23 protein-coding genes are annotated in these 18,547 nt (G+C 40.6%); 3 read left to right on the forward strand and 20 right to left on the reverse strand.

Features of this window, described 5'->3' with window-relative positions; translation table 11 throughout:
* Positions 1–224: 224 nt before the first annotated feature.
* A complete protein-coding gene (leuS, locus tag B7703_RS04300) occupies positions 225–2,726 on the reverse strand; it encodes a leucine--tRNA ligase (protein ID WP_084923779.1) in 2,502 nt (833 codons plus the stop codon).
* A gap of 317 nt (positions 2,727–3,043) precedes the next feature.
* Here leuS and B7703_RS04305 point away from each other — a divergent pair, with 317 nt between their 5' ends.
* Genes B7703_RS04305 through B7703_RS04315 form a run of 3 tightly spaced genes read left to right on the forward strand, consistent with a single transcriptional unit; the run spans position 3,044 to position 6,836 of the window.
* Positions 3,044–4,084: an ABC transporter substrate-binding protein gene (locus tag B7703_RS04305; RefSeq protein ID WP_004255168.1), complete on the forward strand. Its 1,041-nt coding sequence runs from the start codon at positions 3,044–3,046 to the stop codon at positions 4,082–4,084.
* Positions 4,085–4,096: 12 nt separating this feature from the next.
* A complete protein-coding gene (locus B7703_RS04310) occupies positions 4,097–5,188 on the forward strand; it encodes an ABC transporter ATP-binding protein (RefSeq protein ID WP_001289693.1) in 1,092 nt (363 codons plus the stop codon).
* Positions 5,178–6,836 (forward strand): ABC transporter permease, encoded by a 1,659-nt coding sequence (locus B7703_RS04315; protein ID WP_000440018.1) that lies wholly within the window; start codon positions 5,178–5,180, stop codon positions 6,834–6,836. The genes B7703_RS04310 and B7703_RS04315 overlap by 11 nt, the downstream gene beginning before the upstream one ends.
* 254 nt (positions 6,837–7,090) lie before the next feature.
* Here the strand turns inward: B7703_RS04315 and B7703_RS04325 are convergent, their stop codons facing one another.
* From B7703_RS04325 to rplE, 19 genes are all read right to left on the reverse strand, one after another.
* Positions 7,091–7,783, reverse strand: coding sequence for a histidine phosphatase family protein (locus B7703_RS04325; protein ID WP_084923782.1), 693 nt, complete (start codon positions 7,781–7,783; stop codon positions 7,091–7,093).
* Positions 7,784–8,027: 244 nt separating this feature from the next.
* Positions 8,028–9,365: a PFL family protein gene (locus B7703_RS04330; protein ID WP_084923784.1), complete on the reverse strand. Its 1,338-nt coding sequence runs from the start codon at positions 9,363–9,365 to the stop codon at positions 8,028–8,030.
* A 9-nt stretch (positions 9,366–9,374) separates the two neighbouring features.
* Positions 9,375–9,641 carry an ACT domain-containing protein gene (locus tag B7703_RS04335; protein ID WP_084923786.1) on the reverse strand — a complete coding sequence of 89 codons (267 nt, stop codon included), beginning with the start codon at positions 9,639–9,641 and terminating at the stop codon, positions 9,375–9,377.
* A gap of 264 nt (positions 9,642–9,905) precedes the next feature.
* Positions 9,906–10,292: a 50S ribosomal protein L17 gene (gene rplQ / locus B7703_RS04340; RefSeq protein ID WP_000331493.1), complete on the reverse strand. Its 387-nt coding sequence runs from the start codon at positions 10,290–10,292 to the stop codon at positions 9,906–9,908.
* Between the two features lie 11 nt (positions 10,293–10,303).
* The gene (locus tag B7703_RS04345) at positions 10,304–11,239 is read right to left on the reverse strand and encodes a DNA-directed RNA polymerase subunit alpha (protein ID WP_000568988.1); all 936 of its coding nucleotides are present in this window, start codon (positions 11,237–11,239) and stop codon (positions 10,304–10,306) included.
* Positions 11,240–11,281: 42 nt separating this feature from the next.
* Positions 11,282–11,665: a 30S ribosomal protein S11 gene (gene rpsK, locus B7703_RS04350; protein WP_001118385.1), complete on the reverse strand. Its 384-nt coding sequence runs from the start codon at positions 11,663–11,665 to the stop codon at positions 11,282–11,284.
* A gap of 17 nt (positions 11,666–11,682) precedes the next feature.
* Positions 11,683–12,048, reverse strand: coding sequence for a 30S ribosomal protein S13 (gene rpsM / locus B7703_RS04355; protein WP_000090781.1), 366 nt, complete (start codon positions 12,046–12,048; stop codon positions 11,683–11,685).
* A gap of 17 nt (positions 12,049–12,065) precedes the next feature.
* Entirely contained in the window at positions 12,066–12,182 is a 117-nt protein-coding gene (gene rpmJ / locus B7703_RS04360; protein WP_001808836.1) for a 50S ribosomal protein L36, read from the reverse strand.
* Positions 12,183–12,206: 24 nt separating this feature from the next.
* Positions 12,207–12,425, reverse strand: a complete 219-nt coding sequence (gene infA / locus B7703_RS04365; protein ID WP_001029883.1) for a translation initiation factor IF-1 — start codon at positions 12,423–12,425, stop codon at positions 12,207–12,209.
* Positions 12,426–12,541: 116 nt separating this feature from the next.
* Positions 12,542–13,180: an adenylate kinase gene (locus B7703_RS04370; RefSeq protein ID WP_001050436.1), complete on the reverse strand. Its 639-nt coding sequence runs from the start codon at positions 13,178–13,180 to the stop codon at positions 12,542–12,544.
* A gap of 149 nt (positions 13,181–13,329) precedes the next feature.
* Positions 13,330–14,640 (reverse strand): preprotein translocase subunit SecY, encoded by a 1,311-nt coding sequence (gene secY, locus B7703_RS04375; protein WP_000465403.1) that lies wholly within the window; start codon positions 14,638–14,640, stop codon positions 13,330–13,332.
* Between the two features lie 12 nt (positions 14,641–14,652).
* Positions 14,653–15,093 carry a 50S ribosomal protein L15 gene (rplO, locus tag B7703_RS04380; RefSeq protein ID WP_000766087.1) on the reverse strand — a complete coding sequence of 147 codons (441 nt, stop codon included), beginning with the start codon at positions 15,091–15,093 and terminating at the stop codon, positions 14,653–14,655.
* A gap of 144 nt (positions 15,094–15,237) precedes the next feature.
* The gene (rpmD, locus tag B7703_RS04385) at positions 15,238–15,420 is read right to left on the reverse strand and encodes a 50S ribosomal protein L30 (protein ID WP_000057241.1); all 183 of its coding nucleotides are present in this window, start codon (positions 15,418–15,420) and stop codon (positions 15,238–15,240) included.
* A gap of 13 nt (positions 15,421–15,433) precedes the next feature.
* Positions 15,434–15,928 carry a 30S ribosomal protein S5 gene (gene rpsE / locus B7703_RS04390; RefSeq protein ID WP_000874202.1) on the reverse strand — a complete coding sequence of 165 codons (495 nt, stop codon included), beginning with the start codon at positions 15,926–15,928 and terminating at the stop codon, positions 15,434–15,436.
* A gap of 17 nt (positions 15,929–15,945) precedes the next feature.
* Positions 15,946–16,302, reverse strand: a complete 357-nt coding sequence (gene rplR / locus B7703_RS04395) for a 50S ribosomal protein L18 (RefSeq protein WP_000624044.1) — start codon at positions 16,300–16,302, stop codon at positions 15,946–15,948.
* Between the two features lie 83 nt (positions 16,303–16,385).
* Positions 16,386–16,922 (reverse strand): 50S ribosomal protein L6, encoded by a 537-nt coding sequence (gene rplF, locus B7703_RS04400; RefSeq protein ID WP_000086626.1) that lies wholly within the window; start codon positions 16,920–16,922, stop codon positions 16,386–16,388.
* Positions 16,923–17,113: 191 nt separating this feature from the next.
* On the reverse strand, positions 17,114–17,512 hold the full coding sequence (rpsH, locus tag B7703_RS04405) for a 30S ribosomal protein S8 (RefSeq protein ID WP_000245504.1): 399 nt from the start codon (positions 17,510–17,512) through the stop codon (positions 17,114–17,116).
* A gap of 284 nt (positions 17,513–17,796) precedes the next feature.
* The gene (locus B7703_RS04410; RefSeq protein WP_001085697.1) at positions 17,797–17,982 is read right to left on the reverse strand and encodes a type Z 30S ribosomal protein S14; all 186 of its coding nucleotides are present in this window, start codon (positions 17,980–17,982) and stop codon (positions 17,797–17,799) included.
* Positions 17,983–17,999: 17 nt separating this feature from the next.
* Positions 18,000–18,542: a 50S ribosomal protein L5 gene (gene rplE, locus B7703_RS04415; protein WP_000013542.1), complete on the reverse strand. Its 543-nt coding sequence runs from the start codon at positions 18,540–18,542 to the stop codon at positions 18,000–18,002.
* Positions 18,543–18,547: the final 5 nt, after the last annotated feature.

The following is an 18,547-nucleotide window of genomic DNA, read 5'->3' on the forward strand; positions in this document are numbered from 1 at the left end:
GCAATGCCTTTGGATTTCGGAACTTTGAAAACTTCAAAAAACGGATTTTTATCGCTCTGAATATCAAAAAAGAAAGGACGAAATTTGTCCTTTCTCGAGCTTAGCTTTTCTTCAACCCACTACAGTTGACAAAGAGCCTCTTATTTCACAACGATATTAACGAGTTTAGTTGGCTCAAACAGTTTGGGAAACTGTTTGAGGTTGGAAATCAGCAAATAAATTGGTTATTTTACAACAATATTAACCAATTTATTTGGTACACTAATCACTTTCACGATTTCCTTACCGTCAATTTCTGCTTTGACTTTTTCGTCAGCGAGAGCAATTTCTTGTAATTCTTCACGTGATAAGTCTTTAGCGACCATGAGTTTGGCACGAACTTTTCCTTTGATTTGAACAACGATTTCGATTTCGTCTTCAACCAATTTACTTTCGTCCCATGTTGGCCAAGCCACGTAAGAGATTGACTCACCTGTTGCTGCAACTGTTTGCCAGAGCTCTTCTGCCAAGTGAGGCGCAAATGGTGCAATCAATTGAATAAAGCCTTTGGCGTAGTCTGCATAAAGCTTGTCTTCCTTGTTAGCCGCATTGACAAAGACCATAAGTTGGGCAATGGCTGTGTTGAATTTGAGGGATTCGATTTGCTCTGTGACAGCTTTAACGGTTTCGTTGTAAACCTTGTCGAGAGCGCCATTGTTTTCCGCAACAATATCCTTACTTGTAATCAAACGGTAAACACGGTCAAGGAACTTACGACTTCCTTCCAGACCTTCTTCAGACCAAGCGATTGAAGCATCAAGTGGGCCCATGAACATTTCATAAACACGAAGGGTATCGGCACCGTATTGCTCCACCACGTCGTCTGGGTTAACAACGTTCTTGAGCGATTTAGACATCTTGGCTGGCGCTTGCTCCAACTCTTCCCCTGTTTCTACATGGAAGAAAGAACCGTCACGTTTTTCAACCTTATCGGTTGCCACAAGAGCCCCACGGTGGTCACGGTAGCTTGTTCCCAAAATCATTCCTTGGTTAAAGAGTTTTTGGAATGGTTCCTTAGTTGGAACAACACCGAGGTCATAGAGGAATTTGTGCCAGAAACGAGCGTAAAGCAAGTGAAGAACAGCATGCTCTGCCCCACCCACGTAGATATCTACTGGCAACCATTGTTTGAGAAGATCCTCATCGGCCAATTTCTCAGTATTGTGTGGGTCAATATAGCGGAGGTAGTACCAGCTTGAACCTGCCCATTGTGGCATAGTATTGGTTTCGCGACGACCCTTGACACCATCTTCACGAGTCACTTCAAGCCAATCTGTCAAGTTAGCTAGTGGACTTTCACCAGTACCTGAAGGACGGATGTCCTTGGTTACTGGCAAGACAAGTGGCAATTCACTTTCTGGAACTGCTGTTGAAGTTCCATCTTCCCAATGAATAATAGGAATTGGCTCACCCCAATAACGTTGGCGGCTAAAGAGCCAGTCGCGGAGACGGTAAGTAACCTTCTCTTGTCCACAGCCTTTTTCTTCCAACCAAGCCACAATCTTAGCAATAGCGTCTTCTTTGTTCAATCCATCTAGGAAGTCTGAATTGACATGAGGTCCATCTTCTGTGTAGGCAGCTTCTGCTACGTTTCCACCTTCAAGTACTTCTACGATTGGAAGGTCAAATTGGTTGGCAAATTCCCAGTCACGCTGGTCATGGGCAGGAACAGCCATGACAGCACCTGTTCCATAACTAGCAAGAACATAGTCCGCAATCCAGATTGGAATTTCCTTGCCATTAACAGGGTTAATAGCATAAGCACCAGTCCAAACTCCTGTTTTTTCCTTAGCAAGGTCGGTACGAGCCAAGTCAGACTTGAGACTAGCTTGATGTTTGTAGTCTGCTACAGCCTCTGCTTGCTCTGGGCTTGTGATGGCGTCAACCAAGTCATGCTCAGGAGCCAAGACAGTGAAAGTAGCACCGAAAAGGGTGTCAGGACGAGTCGTAAAGACTGTGAATTCCTTGTCTGTTCCCTTAACTTTGAAGGTTACATTGGCACCAGTTGATTTACCAATCCAGTTGCGTTGCATGTCCTTGATAGACTCTGGCCAATCCAACTCATCCAAGTCATTAAGCAAGCGTTCTGCATAGGCTGTAATTTTAAGCATCCATTGACGCATTGGTTTGCGGACAACAGGATAGCCACCACGCTCAGAAGTTCCATCAGGAAGAACCTCTTCGTTGGCGATGGCAGTTCCCAATTCTTCAACCCAGTTTACTGGCACTTCCGCTTCATAGGCCAAGCCCTTTTCGTAAAGCTTAGTGAAAATCCACTGAGTCCACTTGTAGTAGTTTGGATCTGTTGTGTTAACTTCACGGTCCCAGTCATAAGAAAATCCAAGCGCATTGATTTGACGTTTGAAGTTGGCAATGTTTTCCGCTGTAAATTCTGCTGGGTCATTCCCCGTATCCATAGCGTATTGCTCTGCGGGCAACCCAAAGGCATCCCATCCCATTGGGTGAAGGACATTGTAGCCTTGCGCACGTTTGTAACGGCTGAGGATATCAGTTGCTGTGTAGCCTTCTGGGTGTCCTACGTGCAGACCCGCTCCAGACGGATAAGGGAACATATCAAGAGCATAAAACTTCGGTTTTGATGCATCTGTTCCTGTCTTAAATGTATGATGTTCTGCCCAGTAGCCCTGCCACTTAGGCTCAATTTCTTTATGATTGTAAAAACTCATGGTCTCTCTCCAATTTTGTGATGTTACTATTATACCATTTTTGAGGGAATTTGAAAGACGAGAAATGTTCTTTTGGACTTGGATGGCAAGAAAGACCGAATCGCAAATCCAGCTTATGTAGCAGTATAAAAATTAGCCCTCATTTGGAGCTAACTTCTATCAATTATTTGTTTCTTGTATTTTCTTCCCCTAGCGTCTTTAACTCATATTTCCCGTTTTAGATTTCTTTAAGGTTTTTATTATATCCTGTAGAACTCTACAATTTAAAAACATTAACAATCTAGGTAGAGAAAATGTTCGTAAAAAAGGAGATACTTATGAAAAAAATACTATTCTTTCTCTCTTGTAGCTGGATATTCCTTTCTTTATCAGGATGTTCTTCACCTATAGAAACAGAAACTAGCGCTGAAAAAGATTCAGATAACACTTTGGTTGTCTACTCGCCTAACCCTGAAGACCTTATCGAAGAAACAATCCCAGCCTTCGAAGAAAAATATGGTATTAAGGTTGACTTAGTACAAGCTAGCACTGGTGAATTGTTCAAAAAAGCTGAGGCTGAAAAAGAATCGCCTGTAGCCGATGTCATTTTCGGAGGCTCCTATGCCCTCTTCTCTTCTAACGAAAAACTTTTTGAACCTTATACTTCCCAAGAAAACGACCAGATAATCCCTGAATATCAAAATAAAACAGGATTCTACACACCTTATACACTGGATGTCAGTGTTATCATTGCCAATTCAGCTCTTACAAAAGATATTAAAATTGAAGGCTACAATGATCTACTCAATCCTAAATTAAAAGGAAAAATCGCTACTGCTGATCCTAGTAATGCTTCTAGCGCCTTTGCACAACTAACAAATATGCTTGTAGACCAAGGTGGATACGAAAATGAACAAGCTTGGACCTATGTGAAAAATCTATTTACCCTAGTAGATGGAAAAATTGCATCTAGCTCTTCAAATGTTTACAAAGCTGTCGCCGATGGGGAAATGGCTGTTGGACTTACCTATGAAGACCCTGCCTTAAAACTCTTAAATGATGGAGTTGATGTAAAAGTCATTTATCCAAAAGAAGGAACCGTCTTTTTACCTGGTAACGCGGCCATCGTCAAAAACGCCAAACACATGGAAAACGCTAAGAAATTTATCGATTTCCTCCTTTCTCAAGAAATCCAAGATAAGCTAGGAACTGAAACTACAATCAGACCTATTCGTAAAAATGCTAAAACCAATAAAAACATGAAGGCTATGACAGAAATCAAGATTGCCACCGAAGATTCAGATTATGTCATTAAAAATAAATCCACTATTCTTAAAAAGTACAATGACATTTTTACAGATATCCAATCTAAACAGTAAAAGAGGTTCACTATGAGTGAGATCAAAATTATTAACGCCAAAAAAATCTACCACGATGTCCCTGTTATTGAGAATTTGAACATTACAATTCCAAAAGGAAGTCTCTTTACCCTTCTTGGGCCTTCAGGTTGTGGGAAAACGACTCTTCTTCGTATGATTGCAGGTTTCAACAGTATCGAAGGCGGAGAATTTTACTTCGATGATACAAAAATCAATAATATGGAACCCAGCAAACGCAATATAGGGATGGTTTTTCAAAACTACGCTATTTTCCCACATTTGACTGTTCGAGATAATGTTGCTTTTGGTCTCAAGCAAAAGAAAGTTCCAAAAGAGGAATTGATTCAACAGACCAACAAGTATCTTGAACTTATGCAAATTGCTCAATACGCGGACCGAAAACCTGATAAACTCAGTGGTGGACAACAACAACGTGTCGCCTTGGCACGTGCCTTAGCTGTTAATCCAAGTGTTCTCCTCATGGACGAGCCACTTAGTAACCTAGATGCCAAACTTCGCTTGGATATGCGTCAAGCCATTCGAGAAATCCAACACGAAGTGGGAATTACAACTGTTTATGTAACCCACGACCAAGAAGAAGCCATGGCTATTTCAGACCAAATTGCTGTTATGAAAGATGGGGTGATTCAACAAATCGGTCGGCCAAAAGAACTCTATCATAAACCAGCTAATGAGTTTGTGGCCACCTTTATCGGACGCACAAATATCATCCCTGCCAATCTCGAAAAACGAAGCGACGGCGCTTATATCGTCTTTTCAGATGGCTATGCCCTTCGAATGCCAGCTCTTGATCAGGCTGAGGAGCAAGCCATTCATGTAAGCATTCGTCCTGAAGAATTTATCAAAGATGAATCTGGAGATATTGAAGGAACTATTAGCGATAGCGTCTATCTTGGACTAAATACGGAGTATTTCATTGAAACAGGCTTTGCCTCAAAAATTCAGGTTAGCGAAGAATCAACTTTTGAAGAAGATCTACAAAAAGGCGATCGTATTCGTCTACGAATCAATACTCAAAAATTAAACGTCTTTTCTGCAGATGGTTCCCAAAACCTGATAAAAGGAGTCAACCATGGAACGTAAAAAACTAAATATTTGGACAGCCTCCTCTTTCTTCATCTTTCTTACCTATCTTGTCTTTCTCGTTTATCCTATCGTTACCGTGCTCAAGCAAGCACTCATACATGAAGGACAATTCTCACTAGCTAATTTTGTCACTTTCTTTAGTAAAGCCTACTACTCTGAGACACTTGTCAACAGTTTCAAGGTTTCCATTACCGCTACTGTCACTTCCTTAGTTGTAGGAACCCTATTAGCTTATCTTTTTTCCATGTATGACTTCAAGGGAAAGAAATTTCTACAAATATTGATTATCATTGCTTCCATGTCAGCTCCTTTCGTGGGAGCCTACTCCTGGATTCTCTTGCTGGGACGAAATGGGGTCATCACAAAATTCATGACAAATACTCTTCATCTTCCAGCTATTGATATTTATGGATTCAAAGGAATTGTACTTGTCTTTACACTGCAACTATTCCCACTGGTATTTCTATACGTTGCTGGGACAATGAAAAGTATTGACAATTCTCTACTTGAAGCTGCTGAAAGCATGGGGTCCTTCGGATTTAAGCGTATCGTAACGGTTGTTTTACCTCTCCTAGTTCCAACCTTACTAGCTGCTGCCCTGCTTGTGTTTATGAGAGCATTCTCAGATTTTGGAACGCCTATGTTGATTGGTGAAGGATATCGGACTTTCCCCGTCTTGATTTATACCCAATTCATTAGCGAGGTTGGAGGAAATTCTGCTTTTGCATCTGCTTTAGCAATTATGGCGATTATCATTGCCTTGGCAATCTTCCTTATCCAAAAATACATCTCAAACCGCTACAGTTTCAGCATGAATTCGCTCCATCCAATTGAGCCTAAAAAAACTACAAAAGGAAAAATGGCTGCCATTTATGCAACAGTCTACGGAATTATCTTGTTCTCTGTTCTACCTCAAGTCTACTTGATTTATACTTCTTTCCTAAAAACATCAGGTATGGTATTTGTCAAAGGTTATTCTCTAAACAGTTACAAGGTAGCTTTCAATCGTATGGGATCTGCTATTTTCAATACTATTCGTATCCCTTTGATTGCCTTAGTCCTAGTTGTCTTATTCGCAACATTTATCTCCTACCTAGCCGTTAGAAAGCGGAATTTGTTTACAAACTTAATTGACAGCCTCAGTATGGTCCCTTATATTGTACCAGGAACCGTTCTAGGGATTGCCTTCATTTCTTCCTTCAATACCGGTCTATTTGGAAGTGGATTTCTTATGATTACAGGGACAGCTTTCATCTTGATTATGTCTCTATCTGTCAGAAGATTACCTTATACTATTCGCTCATCTGTTGCTAGCTTGCAACAAATAGCACCAAGTATTGAAGAAGCCGCTGAGAGCTTAGGAAGTAGTCGTCTCAATACCTTTGCCAAGATTACAACTCCAATGATGCTATCTGGTATTATTTCTGGAGCCATCCTATCTTGGGTCACAATGATTTCAGAACTCTCTACTTCTATCCTCCTCTACAATGTAAAAACAAGAACAATGACTGTAGCTATTTATACAGAGGTTCTCAGGGGGAATTACGGTGTAGCCGCAGCCTTGTCAACTATCCTCACTGTTCTAACAGTAGGTTCCTTGCTCTTGTTTATGAAAATCTCTAAAAGCAATAGCATTACACTTTAGTTTTCCCCATCAAAAACAGCCGAAAGGATTACACTCGGCTGTTTTTTCTTATCTTGATATTCTTATCAAATCCCTAGTTCATAACAAGCAAGTCTAGATTGATTATACTCAATGAAAATCAAAAAGCAAACTAGAAAACTAGCCGCAGATTGCTCAAAGCACTGCTTTGAGGTTGTGGATAGAACTGACGAAGTCAGTAACCATATCTACGGCAAGACGACGTTAACGCGGTTTGAAAAGATTTTCTAAGAGTATTAAATAGAGGCTTCCTCCATCTTCTCCCGTCCGAGTTCTCGGTAACTACGGTCGCCGACAACTTCTACGCTAAACTGACCGTCCTCATATTCAAGAATCGTCACACTACCATTATCGAGACCATGCGGATGCATACCATTAATCAGATAAACAATGGTTCCAATGGTCATTCCGTGGCTGACAACGAGGGCATTGCCCCCACCTTGTTCTTCCATTTCTTTGGCAATCGCTTCAAAGCCTTCCTTGATTCGACCACTGAGTTTTTCCCAACCTTCAGCCCAGCCTGCTGTATCAACCTCTACCAAGCCCTCAGCCAATTCAGCATAAGACAATTGGTGAACGTGGTCCACATTAAAGATACGAGGAATGATTCCCATGAAAAGATCACCATCGTAGGCTCCGTCAAAGCTACCAAAACACCATTCTCTGATACGCTTGTCCATACGATAAGGGATTTTCCCTTGCAAACCAAGTTCATCAAGGATAATTCCCATGGTCTGAATGGTACGACCAGAATCACTGGAATAAGCGCGCTCAAACTGTAGACCAGATTCTCGCAAACCGATTCCTAACTCTTGAATCCCTCGCTCACCTTCAGACGTTAAGGGAGTATCGCTCCAACCTTGCGCGCGACCAATCGTGTTAAACATGGTCTTGCCATGACGTACCAAATACAATCGTACTTTTACCATTTTCCGTCCTCCGTTTGCTTCTATTATATCATGGATGATAAAACAAAAGCCACCCATACAGGCGACTTTTGCAGGAGATTATTATGAAAAAGTTTAGGAGTTCTATTAAATAAAGATATTAGATGAAAATCAAATTCAAACTAAATCAGAGTTATCTGTTTCAAATAATATTAGGAGGTCTTTATTTAATGATTATAGTATACACAGCCAACCTTAAATAGAACTTAAAATTTCTACTATTTTCTTAATTTTTAAAACTGTGAATTGGTGCTGGGATTTGTCCCCCACGAGAGATGAAATCGACAGACGAAGCCCCATTGACTTTCATAACAGGCGCAGTTCCTAATAGGCCACCAAACTCAATCATGTCGCCTTCTTTTCCTTTTGGAATAATACGAACAGCTGTTGTTTTCATGTTAATGACACCAATTGCAGCTTCATCTGCAATCATAGCCGCAATGGTTTCAGCAGGTGTATCCTCCGGAATGGCAATCATATCCAAACCAACGGAACAGATAGCCGTCATAGCTTCTAGTTTTTCCAAATTGAGAGAGCCATTTTGCACTGCAGCAATCATTCCTTCATCCTCTGAAACAGGGATAAAGGCACCAGACAAACCACCAACTTGGTTGCAGGCCATCACTCCGCCCTTCTTAACTTGGTCATTCAAGAGAGCCAAGGCAGCCGTAGTTCCATGCGTACCAACTGTCTCTAGTCCCATTTCTTCTAGGACACGTGCTACAGAATCTCCAACCGCAGGAGTTGGCGCCAAACTCAAGTCCACAATACCAAACTCCACACCCAGTCTTTCACTAGCCATCTGACCAACCAATTGACCGATACGAGTGATTTTAAAGGCAGTTTTCTTAACTGTTTCGGCTACTACATCAAAGCTCTGTCCACGAACTTTTTCCAAGGCACGTTTCACCACACCAGGACCAGAGACCCCGACATTGATGATAACATCTGCCTCCCCAACACCATGGAAGGCACCCGCCATAAATGGATTGTCCTCAACAGCATTAGCGAATACAACCAACTTAGCTGCCCCCAGATCAGATAGAGTTGCCGTTTCCTTGATAACTCGTCCCATATCTGCGACAGCCGTCATATTGATACCAGACTTGGTTGAGCCGATATTGACTGACGAGCAGACCTTGTCCGTTTCAGCCAAAGCACGAGGAATAGAATTGATAAGAATCTCATCTCCCTTTTGGTACCCCTTTTGTACCAATGCAGAGAAACCACCAATAAAGTCCACACCAATCTCTTTCGCAGCCTTATCAAGCGCTCTTGCCAGAACCACATAGTCCGTCGCATCCGTCGCGGCCCCTATCAGAGAAATGGGTGTCACCGATACACGCTTATTAACGATTGGAATTCCCAACTCAGCTGCAATTTCATCGCCAACAGACACTAAATTAGCCGCCTTGGTCGTAATCTTTTGATAAATTTTCTCCGCAGCACGATTGATATCCGGATCAATACAGTCTAATAGGGAAATTCCCATGGTAATGGTTCTGATATCGAAATTTTGCTCCTCAATCATAGCAATGGTTTCAGTAACTTGTCTAATATCCATGATAACCTCCTAGATATTATACATAGCTTCGAAAATCGCTGCACTCTGAATGTTGATTTTCACATTTAAAATTTGCCCAAAAGCTTCAAATTCATCACGAAGATAGGTAAAATCTTGCTTTTTATCACTAGAGACGACAGCCATCATCGTGAAATATTCATCCAAGACAGTTTGAGAGATATCGTCAATATTCAATCCTAATTCTGCAATTTTACCAGAAACACCTGCAACAATTCCAGATTTATCTTTACCAACAACAGTTATAATCGCTTTCATAAGCAAACTCCAATTCTTCTTTTAATAGGAAACCTGAACATTAAACAGGATTCTTTTCAAATAGTATAGCATAATTCTAACTAAAATACTCAAAAACGCCTGCTTACGAAGTTGTTCTTAAGAAAAAAACAATTTCGTAAACAAGCGTCTACTATCCCAACTTATGATGAGTGTTCCCGCTAGGACCGAAATCCTAGCGGTAGACCAGAGCTAGACTAAGAGCACAAGACTCCATCATCATAACACTCAACAAAATTGATGATTTTATACTAATTCGATGATCGCCATTGGCGCTGCATCACCACGACGTGGTTCAGTTTTAAGGATACGAGTGTATCCACCGTTACGTTCAGCATAACGAGGTGCAATTTCTGAGAACAATTTTTGAAGTGCTGTAGTAGAAGTGTACTTATCAGTTGCTTCATCATAGTTTTCAGATGCGATTTCATTACGTACGAAAGCAGCTGCTTGACGACGTGCATGCAAATCACCACGTTTACCTAGAGTAATCATTTTTTCAACAGTTTTACGGATTTCTTTAGCACGAGCTTCAGTTGTCACGATTGATTCGTTGATCAAAAGGTCAGTTGTCAAATCGCGAAGCATTGCTTTACGTTGTGAGCTAGTGCGTCCTAGTTTACGGTAAGCCATTTATTCCTCCTTTATTTATCTTTTAATCCAAGACCCAAATCAATGAGTTTGAGTTTCACTTCTTCCAAACTCTTGCGTCCAAGATTTCGTACTTTCATCATCTCTGCTTCAGATTTTTCTGTCAAATCATGCACAGTATTGATACCGGCACGTTTCAAACAGTTGTATGAACGCACAGACAAGTCCAGTTCCTCAATCGTACGATCCAAAATACGGTCGTCAGATTCAGTATCAGCTTCTTTCATCACTTCAGTTGACTTAGCAATCTCAGTAAGATTTGTAAACAAATCAAGATGTTCTGTCAAAATACGTGCTGAAAGCCCTAAAGCATCTTCTGGAATAATTGTTCCATTTGTCAAGATTTCAAGGGTTAATTTGTCAAATCCATCATTGCTACCTACACGAGCAGGTTCCACTTGATAGTTGACTTTTGTAACTGGTGTATAAATAGAATCTACAGCAAGTGTTCCAACTGGTGCATTATCTTTTTTATTTTCATCAGCAGGTACATATCCACGACCACTGTTAACAGTCATAGTCGCTTTTAGGGAAGAACCTTCACCGATTGTAAAGAGATAATGATCTGGATTTACAATTTCAATATCGCTATCTGTCAAAATGTCACCAGCTGTTACCTCAGCAGGACCTTCAACATCCAGTTCGATGATTTTTTCGTCTTCAACGTACGATTTCACTGCAATTCCTTTAATGTTCAGAATGATTTGCATCACGTCTTCACGAACACCTGGAACTGTGTCAAACTCATGTAACACACCATCAATATTGATAGATGTCACAGCTGCTCCTGGTAGAGAAGCTAGAAGTACACGACGAAGAGAGTTACCAAGAGTTGTACCGTAGCCACGTTCAAGTGGTTCGATTACAAACTTGCCATAATCTTTATTTTCATCAATTTTTGTTATATTTGGTTTTTCAAACTCGATCATTTAGTTACTCCCTCTTAAACGAAAAGCAGTGTAATGCGATGATTATACACGGCGACGTTTTGGAGGACGAGCACCATTGTGTGGCACTGGAGTCACATCACGAATTGCTGTTACTTCAAGACCAGCGGCAGCAAGCGCACGAATAGCTGACTCACGACCAGAACCTGGACCTTTTACAGTAACTTCAACTGATTTAAGACCGTGTTCTTGTGCAGATTTAGCAGCAGCTTCAGAAGCCATTTGAGCAGCGAATGGTGTAGATTTACGAGAACCTTTGAAACCAAGAGCACCAGCTGATGACCAAGCAATTGCATTACCATGCACATCAGTAATCATAACAATAGTGTTATTAAATGTAGCGTGAATATGAGCAATACCAGATTCGATATTCTTTTTCACACGACGTTTACGTGTTGGTTTAGCCAAGACTTTTACCTCCTATATTATTTTTTCTTACCAGCAATCGCAACAGCTTTACCTTTACGAGTGCGAGCGTTGTTTTTAGTGTTTTGTCCACGGACAGGAAGTCCACGACGGTGACGGATACCACGGTATGAACCGATTTCCATCAAACGTTTGATGTTCAAGTTTACTTCACGACGAAGGTCACCTTCAACTTTGATTGCATCCACTTCACGACGGATAGCATCTTCTTGATCTGATGTAAGATCACGTACACGAACATCTTCTGAGATTCCAGCAGCAGCCAAAATTTTCTTAGATGTTGCAAGTCCGATACCATAAACATAAGTCAATGAGATTACTACGCGTTTGTCATTTGGAATGTCAACTCCAGCAATACGAGCCATGTTTTCTCCTTTCTATCTTATCCTTGACGTTGTTTGTGTTTTGGATTTGCTGGGCAAATTACCATAACACGACCATTACGACGAATAACTTTACAGTATTCGCAAATTGGTTTGACCGATGGTCTTACTTTCATTTCTTATCCCTCCAAGTTTTTCGATTATTTAAAGCGGTAAGTGATACGTCCACGTGTCAAGTCATATGGACTCATTTCGACAGTAACACGATCTCCCGCTAAAATACGAATATAGTTTTTACGAATTTTACCAGAAACTGTTGCTAAAATCTGATGTCCATTTTCAAGTTCAACCGTAAACATTGCATTCGGCATTGTATCAACTACTTTGCCTTCAACTTCAATCACATCGTCTTTTGCCACGCAAAAGCACCTCCATAAATTTCGATTCGATGCCTCTAGACACAGAGACAACAATTATAAGTCAGACTATCTCAGTATAACATTTGTAGCGGATTTTTGCAAGTGTGAAAAACGCTTTATTTCAAATTTGTCAATACTTTTTCGATATCTGAGAAGACATCATTGATATCTTGATTACCTTCGATGTCATGAACCAAACCTTTGGCACGGTAGTGAGCAATGATTGGTTCCCCTTGAGCAATATTCACATCCAAACGACGTTTGACTGTCTCAGGCTTATCATCTTCACGTTGGTAGTAATCTTCTTCTTTATAGTCAACTGGTGGGTTAAAGACCTTGTGGAAAGTTTCTCCAGTTACGCGGTGGATGATACGACCACTCAAACGTTCCAAGAGGCTATCTGGATTCACTTCTATGTTGATAACACCTTCTAGTTCGATGCCAAGTTCAGCCAATGTTTTGTCCAAGGCATGAGCTTGTTCGATTGTACGTGGGTAACCATCCAACAAGAATCCTGTTTCTTTAATATCATCTTGTGAAAGACGTTCTTTTACGATTCCATTTGTAACTTCGTCAGGAACCAATTCACCCTTGTCAATGTATGACTTAGCAAGAACACCCATTTCAGTTTGATTTGCCATTGCAGCGCGGAACATATCACCTGTTGAGATATGTGCAACATGGAATTGTTCTACGATTTTTGCTGCTTGAGTTCCCTTACCTGCACCAGGTAAGCCCATAATCAAAAGATTCATGATTTGATCTCCTTATTTTATTTTTAAATAGAAGCAAAAAGTCTTTTCACCCCTATTTAAAAACAAAATAGAAGAGGGGAGACCAAACTCTCACAAATGTTAGAGTTAAACCTCCACTCCCTCAGTAATTACTGATTCAGTAATTACTTTTATTCTGTTCTGTCCATGAAACCAACATACTTACGTTTCAATAGGTAGCCTTCCAATTGTTTGATTCCTTCAATACCTGTAGAGATAATGATCAAAAGACTGGTTCCTCCAAAAGCAACTGCTTCTGAAAGTCCGAAAACATCTTTTGCTACGATCGGTAAAATAGAAATCACACCAAGGAAGAGAGAACCAACAGTTGCAAGACGACGAAGAAGTTTAGACATATATTCTTCTGTACCTTTACCAGGACGAACTCCGTGGATATAGGCACCGCTCTTTTGTAGGTTTTCTGCCGCTTTTTCAGGATTAATCTGTACAAACGTATAGAAGAATGTAAAGAGAATAATCAATAAAGCATACATGGCAATACCAGTTGGTGAAGTTGTTGCCAGCATTTCTTGTGCTGTTCTTACCCAAGCCCAATCATGACCTGTAGCGCTCAAAAACTGAAGAATAGCCGCAGGCGCTGCAGTAATCGAACTTGCAAAGATAACAGGGATAACTCCAGCAGGGTTTACCTTCAAAGGAAGGTAAGAGCTAGATGGAGCACCTTGTGCAACCTTAGTATATTGGATTGGAATTTTGTATTCTGCTTGTTGAACATAGGTTGTAAAATAAATGATCAACAATACAGTAATAATCAAAATGATTACGAAAATGATAGATGAGTTGATACGGCTACTTGGGACGTTTACAAAGTAGTCCACATAGATGCCCTGAATCATCTCTGGAATTGAGGCAACAATCCCGGCAAAGATAATCATAGAAACACCATTTCCGTATCCCTTATCTGTAATTTGCTCTCCCAACCAAGTCACAATCATACTACCAGCTGTTAAGATGATACCAATCATGATAAAGACTTGTGGAGTAAGAGCTGTTTTCAACAATTGAGCTCCAGCCAAAGTATTAAAACCAGCTGTAATCCCGATAGATTGCACAAAAGCTAGAACAAGAGCAATATAACGAGTAGCTTGATTTAATTTTCTTCGACCTACTTCCCCTTGTTTACCCCACTCTACAAATTTGGGTAAAATATCCATTTGCAAGAGTTGGACAACGATAGAGGCCGTAATGTAGGGGCTAACACCAAGAGCAAAAACTGAGAAGTTTTTCATGGCATTCCCTGACACCAAGCTCAACATGTTTAAGAAGGATAATCCACTTAAAGCATTCAAGCTATTGGCATTCACACCAGGAACTGTAATGCTAGTTCCGATACGAAAGACCAAAACGATAAAAATTGTGAATAAAATTTTTGATCGAACCTGCTTGACTTTAAGAGCTTCTCTTAATAATTTAAAAAACATAGGTCACCTCTCTTAGATGACTTCTACTGAACCACCTTTAGCAGTGATAGCTTCTTCAGCTGATTTAGAGAATTTAGCTGCTTTCACAGTCAATTTCTTAGTCAACTCACCGTTACCAAGAATTTTAATACCTGATTTTTCAGCTTTAACAATTCCTGCTTCGATAAGAACAACTGGAGTAACTTCAGCACCATCTTCAAAGACGTTCAATTGGTCAAGGTTCACAATTGCGTATTCTTTAGCGTTGATGTTAGTGAATCCACGTTTTGGAAGACGACGGAACAATGGAGTTTGTCCACCTTCAAAACCAAGGCGAACTCCGCCACCGCTACGAGCTTTTTGACCTTTTTGACCACGACCAGATGTTTTACCGTTACCTGATGAAGTACCACGACCAACGCGGTTACGTACTTTACGAGAACCTTCTGCAGGTTTCAATTCATGAAGTTTCATTTTTATTTTCTCCTCTTTTGTAAAATGCTAGCGCCGATAAGGGAGAAAAGGTTGTCTCCCCCATCAACTCGCCTATACGACGTCATCATAGATGACTATATCTAGTTTTAGGGGATGGTATAGTGCACATCCCCTAAAAATTCATTAGTTTACTTCTTCAACTGTTACCAAGTGAGATACTGCAGTGATCATACCACGGATAGCAGCGTTATCTTCTTTAATAACAGAGCTGTTCAATTTGCCAAGTCCAAGTGCTACAACAGTTTTACGTTGTGATGGAATGCGTCCGATTGGAGACTTAGTCAAAGTAATTTTAATTTGAGCCATTTTATCCCCTTTCTTATGCCAAATCAGAAACTGAAATACCACGAAGGGCAGCAACTTCTTCAGCGCGTTTCAATTGTTTCAAACCTTCAACAGTTGCACGAACAATGTTGATTGGAGTGTTAGAACCAAGTGATTTAGATGTAATATCTGCCACACCTGCCAATTCCACAACGGCACGAACTGCACCACCAGCCGCAACTCCAGAACCTTCTACAGCAGGTTTCAACAATACTTTAGCTCCACCGAATTCTGAAAGAACTTCGTGTGGGATTGTTGTTCCAACCATAGGAACTTCGATCAAGTTTTTCTTAGCATCATCTACTGCTTTACGGATTGCTTCTGGAACTTCTTGAGCTTTACCAGTACCAAATCCTACGCGACCGTTGTGGTCACCAACAACAACAAGAGCTGCGAAACGAAGACGACGTCCACCTTTAACAACTTTTGTAACACGGTTGACAGCAACTACGCGTTCTTCTAATTCAACTGCATTGTCTTTAAATGCCATTTTCTAGTGTCCTCCTATTAGAATTTCAATCCGTTTTCACGAGCTGCATCAGCCAAAGCTTTCACACGTCCGTGATATAGATATCCACCGCGGTCGAACACCACTTCTGAAATACCTTTAGCGTTTGCACGTTCTGCAACGAGTTTACCGACAGCAACGGCTTGTTCAGTTTTAGTTCCTTTTGAAACTTCTTTGTCAAGAGTTGAAGCACTTGCGAGCGTTACACCCGCTACGTCATCAATCACTTGAGCGTAGATGCCTGTATTAGAACGGAATACGTTCAAACGTGGGCGATCAGCAGTTCCAGAGAGTTTTCCGCGAACGCGACGGTGGCGTTTTTGGCGGAGTTTGTTTTTATCTGGTTTTGAAATCACAGTTTTCACCTCTTTAGTTTTAAATCGTGTGCTATGCACAAAGTTGGAAAATAGGTTGGTGGTTGAGACTCAACCACTCAACATTATTTACCTGTTTTACCTTCTTTACGGCGAACGAATTCACCAACGTAACGGATACCTTTACCTTTATATGGTTCTGGTGAACGAAGGCTACGTACGTAAGCAGCTGTTTGACCAACTACTTCTTTTGAAATTCCGCTAACAACGATTGTTGTTGGATTTGGAAGTTCAAAAGTAATTCCTTCTGGAGCTTCAACTTCGTCTGGATGAGATTTACCAACAGCCAAAACAAGTTTAGATCCTTGAAGTTGTGCACGGTAACCAACCCCGCGCATTTCAAGTTCTTTCTTGAATCCTTCTGATACACCAACAACCATGTTGTTCAAAAGGGCACGAGTAGTTCCGTGGATAGTTTTCATTTCTTTTGAATCATTTGGACGGTGAAGAGTTACTTCAGTACCTTCCACACGGATTTCAATATCTTTTGAGAACTCACGAGTAAGTTCTCCTTTAGGTCCTTTTACAGTTACAACGTTGTCATTGTTAGTGATTTCTACACCAGCAGGCAACACGATAACTTTATTACCAATACGTGACATGTTTATTTTCTCCTGTTAAATTGTCAGGCCAGAACGGCCAGTTTTCACGGGGTTCAGATACTTATTTAGTTCAAGAGCTGAACTGAACACGCTCTAAGAACTGTGCAAAATAGATAAGTTGGCTTGTTTGTAAACAAACTTCTCCAACTTTCTAATTTTGCTTTGTTCTTTACGAGCTTTGTATCTTGATTTTACCAAACGTAAGCGATAACTTCTCCACCAACATTCTTTTGGCGTGCTTCTTTATCAGTAAGCAAACCTTCAGAAGTTGAAAGGATAGCAATTCCAAGTCCGTTAAGAACTTTTGGAAGGTCTTCACGTTTTTTGTAGACACGAAGTCCTGGTTTAGAAACACGTTTCAAGTTAGTGATAACTTTTTCACCGTTTGGTCCGTATTTAAGGAATACACGGATGATGCCTTGTTTGTCATCTTCGATGATTTCAACGTTTTTTACAAAACCTTCGCGTTTAAGGATTTCAGCAATCCCTTTTTTGATGTTTGATGCAGGTACTTCAAGTACTTCGTGTTTAGCTTGGTTAGCATTACGAATACGAGTTAGGAAGTCTGCGATTGGGTCAGTCATAACCATTTTGTTTTTCTCCTCTTACTAGTAGTTTGCAAGTTGCACTTGCTAGTTAATACATGATACAAAGAGCGTAACAGCAAGAGCAAAAATAGGCAATTTGATGTAGGAGCGAAGCTCCAAAGAAAATTGGTCTTTTTTGCCAAAGCTGTAGCTCGTGTTCAAATTGGCAAGCCCAACTGAACCCGAGCTAAACTCTGTGTGAAAAAGATAAACTTTCCTAGAAACTTCAGTTTCTTCGTCAAGTTTCCTATTTTCACTTAGAGTTTTGACGCCCTTGATATCTTAAATTACCAAGATGCTTTTGTTACACCAGGGATTTGTCCTTTGTAAGCTAATTCACGGAAGCAAACACGGCAAAGTTTAAATTTGCGGTAAACTGAATGTGGACGACCACATTTTTCACAACGAGTATAAGCTTGAGTAGAGAACTTCGCTGGACGTTTGTTCTTAGCAATCATTGATTTTTTAGCCATTAGATTTACCTCCTATATTATTTTGCAAAAGGCATTCCAAGGCCTGTAAGCAATGCACGTGACTCTTCGTCAGTGTTAGCAGTAGTTACGATAACGATGTCAAGACCACGAGTTTTGTCAACGTCATCGAAGTTGATTTCTGGGAAAATCAATTGTTCTTTCACACCAAGTGTGTAGTTTCCACGTCCGTCAAATGATTTTGTTGGAACACCATGGAAGTCACGTACACGTGGAAGTGAAACTGAAACCAATTTATCCAAGAATTCGTACATACGTTCACCACGAAGGGTAACTTTTGCACCGATCGCAACACCTTCACGAAGACGGAAGCCGGCGATTGATTTTTTAGCTTTAGTGATAAGTGGTTTTTGACCTGAGATAAGTGCCAATTCTTCAGCAGCTTTTTCAAGGCTTTTAGCGTTTGATACAGCTTCACCAACACCCATGTTCAAAACGATCTTATCTACTTTAGGCACAGCCATCACTGATGAGTAGTTGAATTGTTCTGTCAAAGCAGGAACTACTTCATTAAGATATTTTTCTTTTAAACGATTTGCCATTATAC

The organism is Streptococcus mitis (genome assembly GCF_002096735.1).
Classification (GTDB): Bacteria; Bacillota; Bacilli; order Lactobacillales; family Streptococcaceae; genus Streptococcus; species Streptococcus mitis_CZ.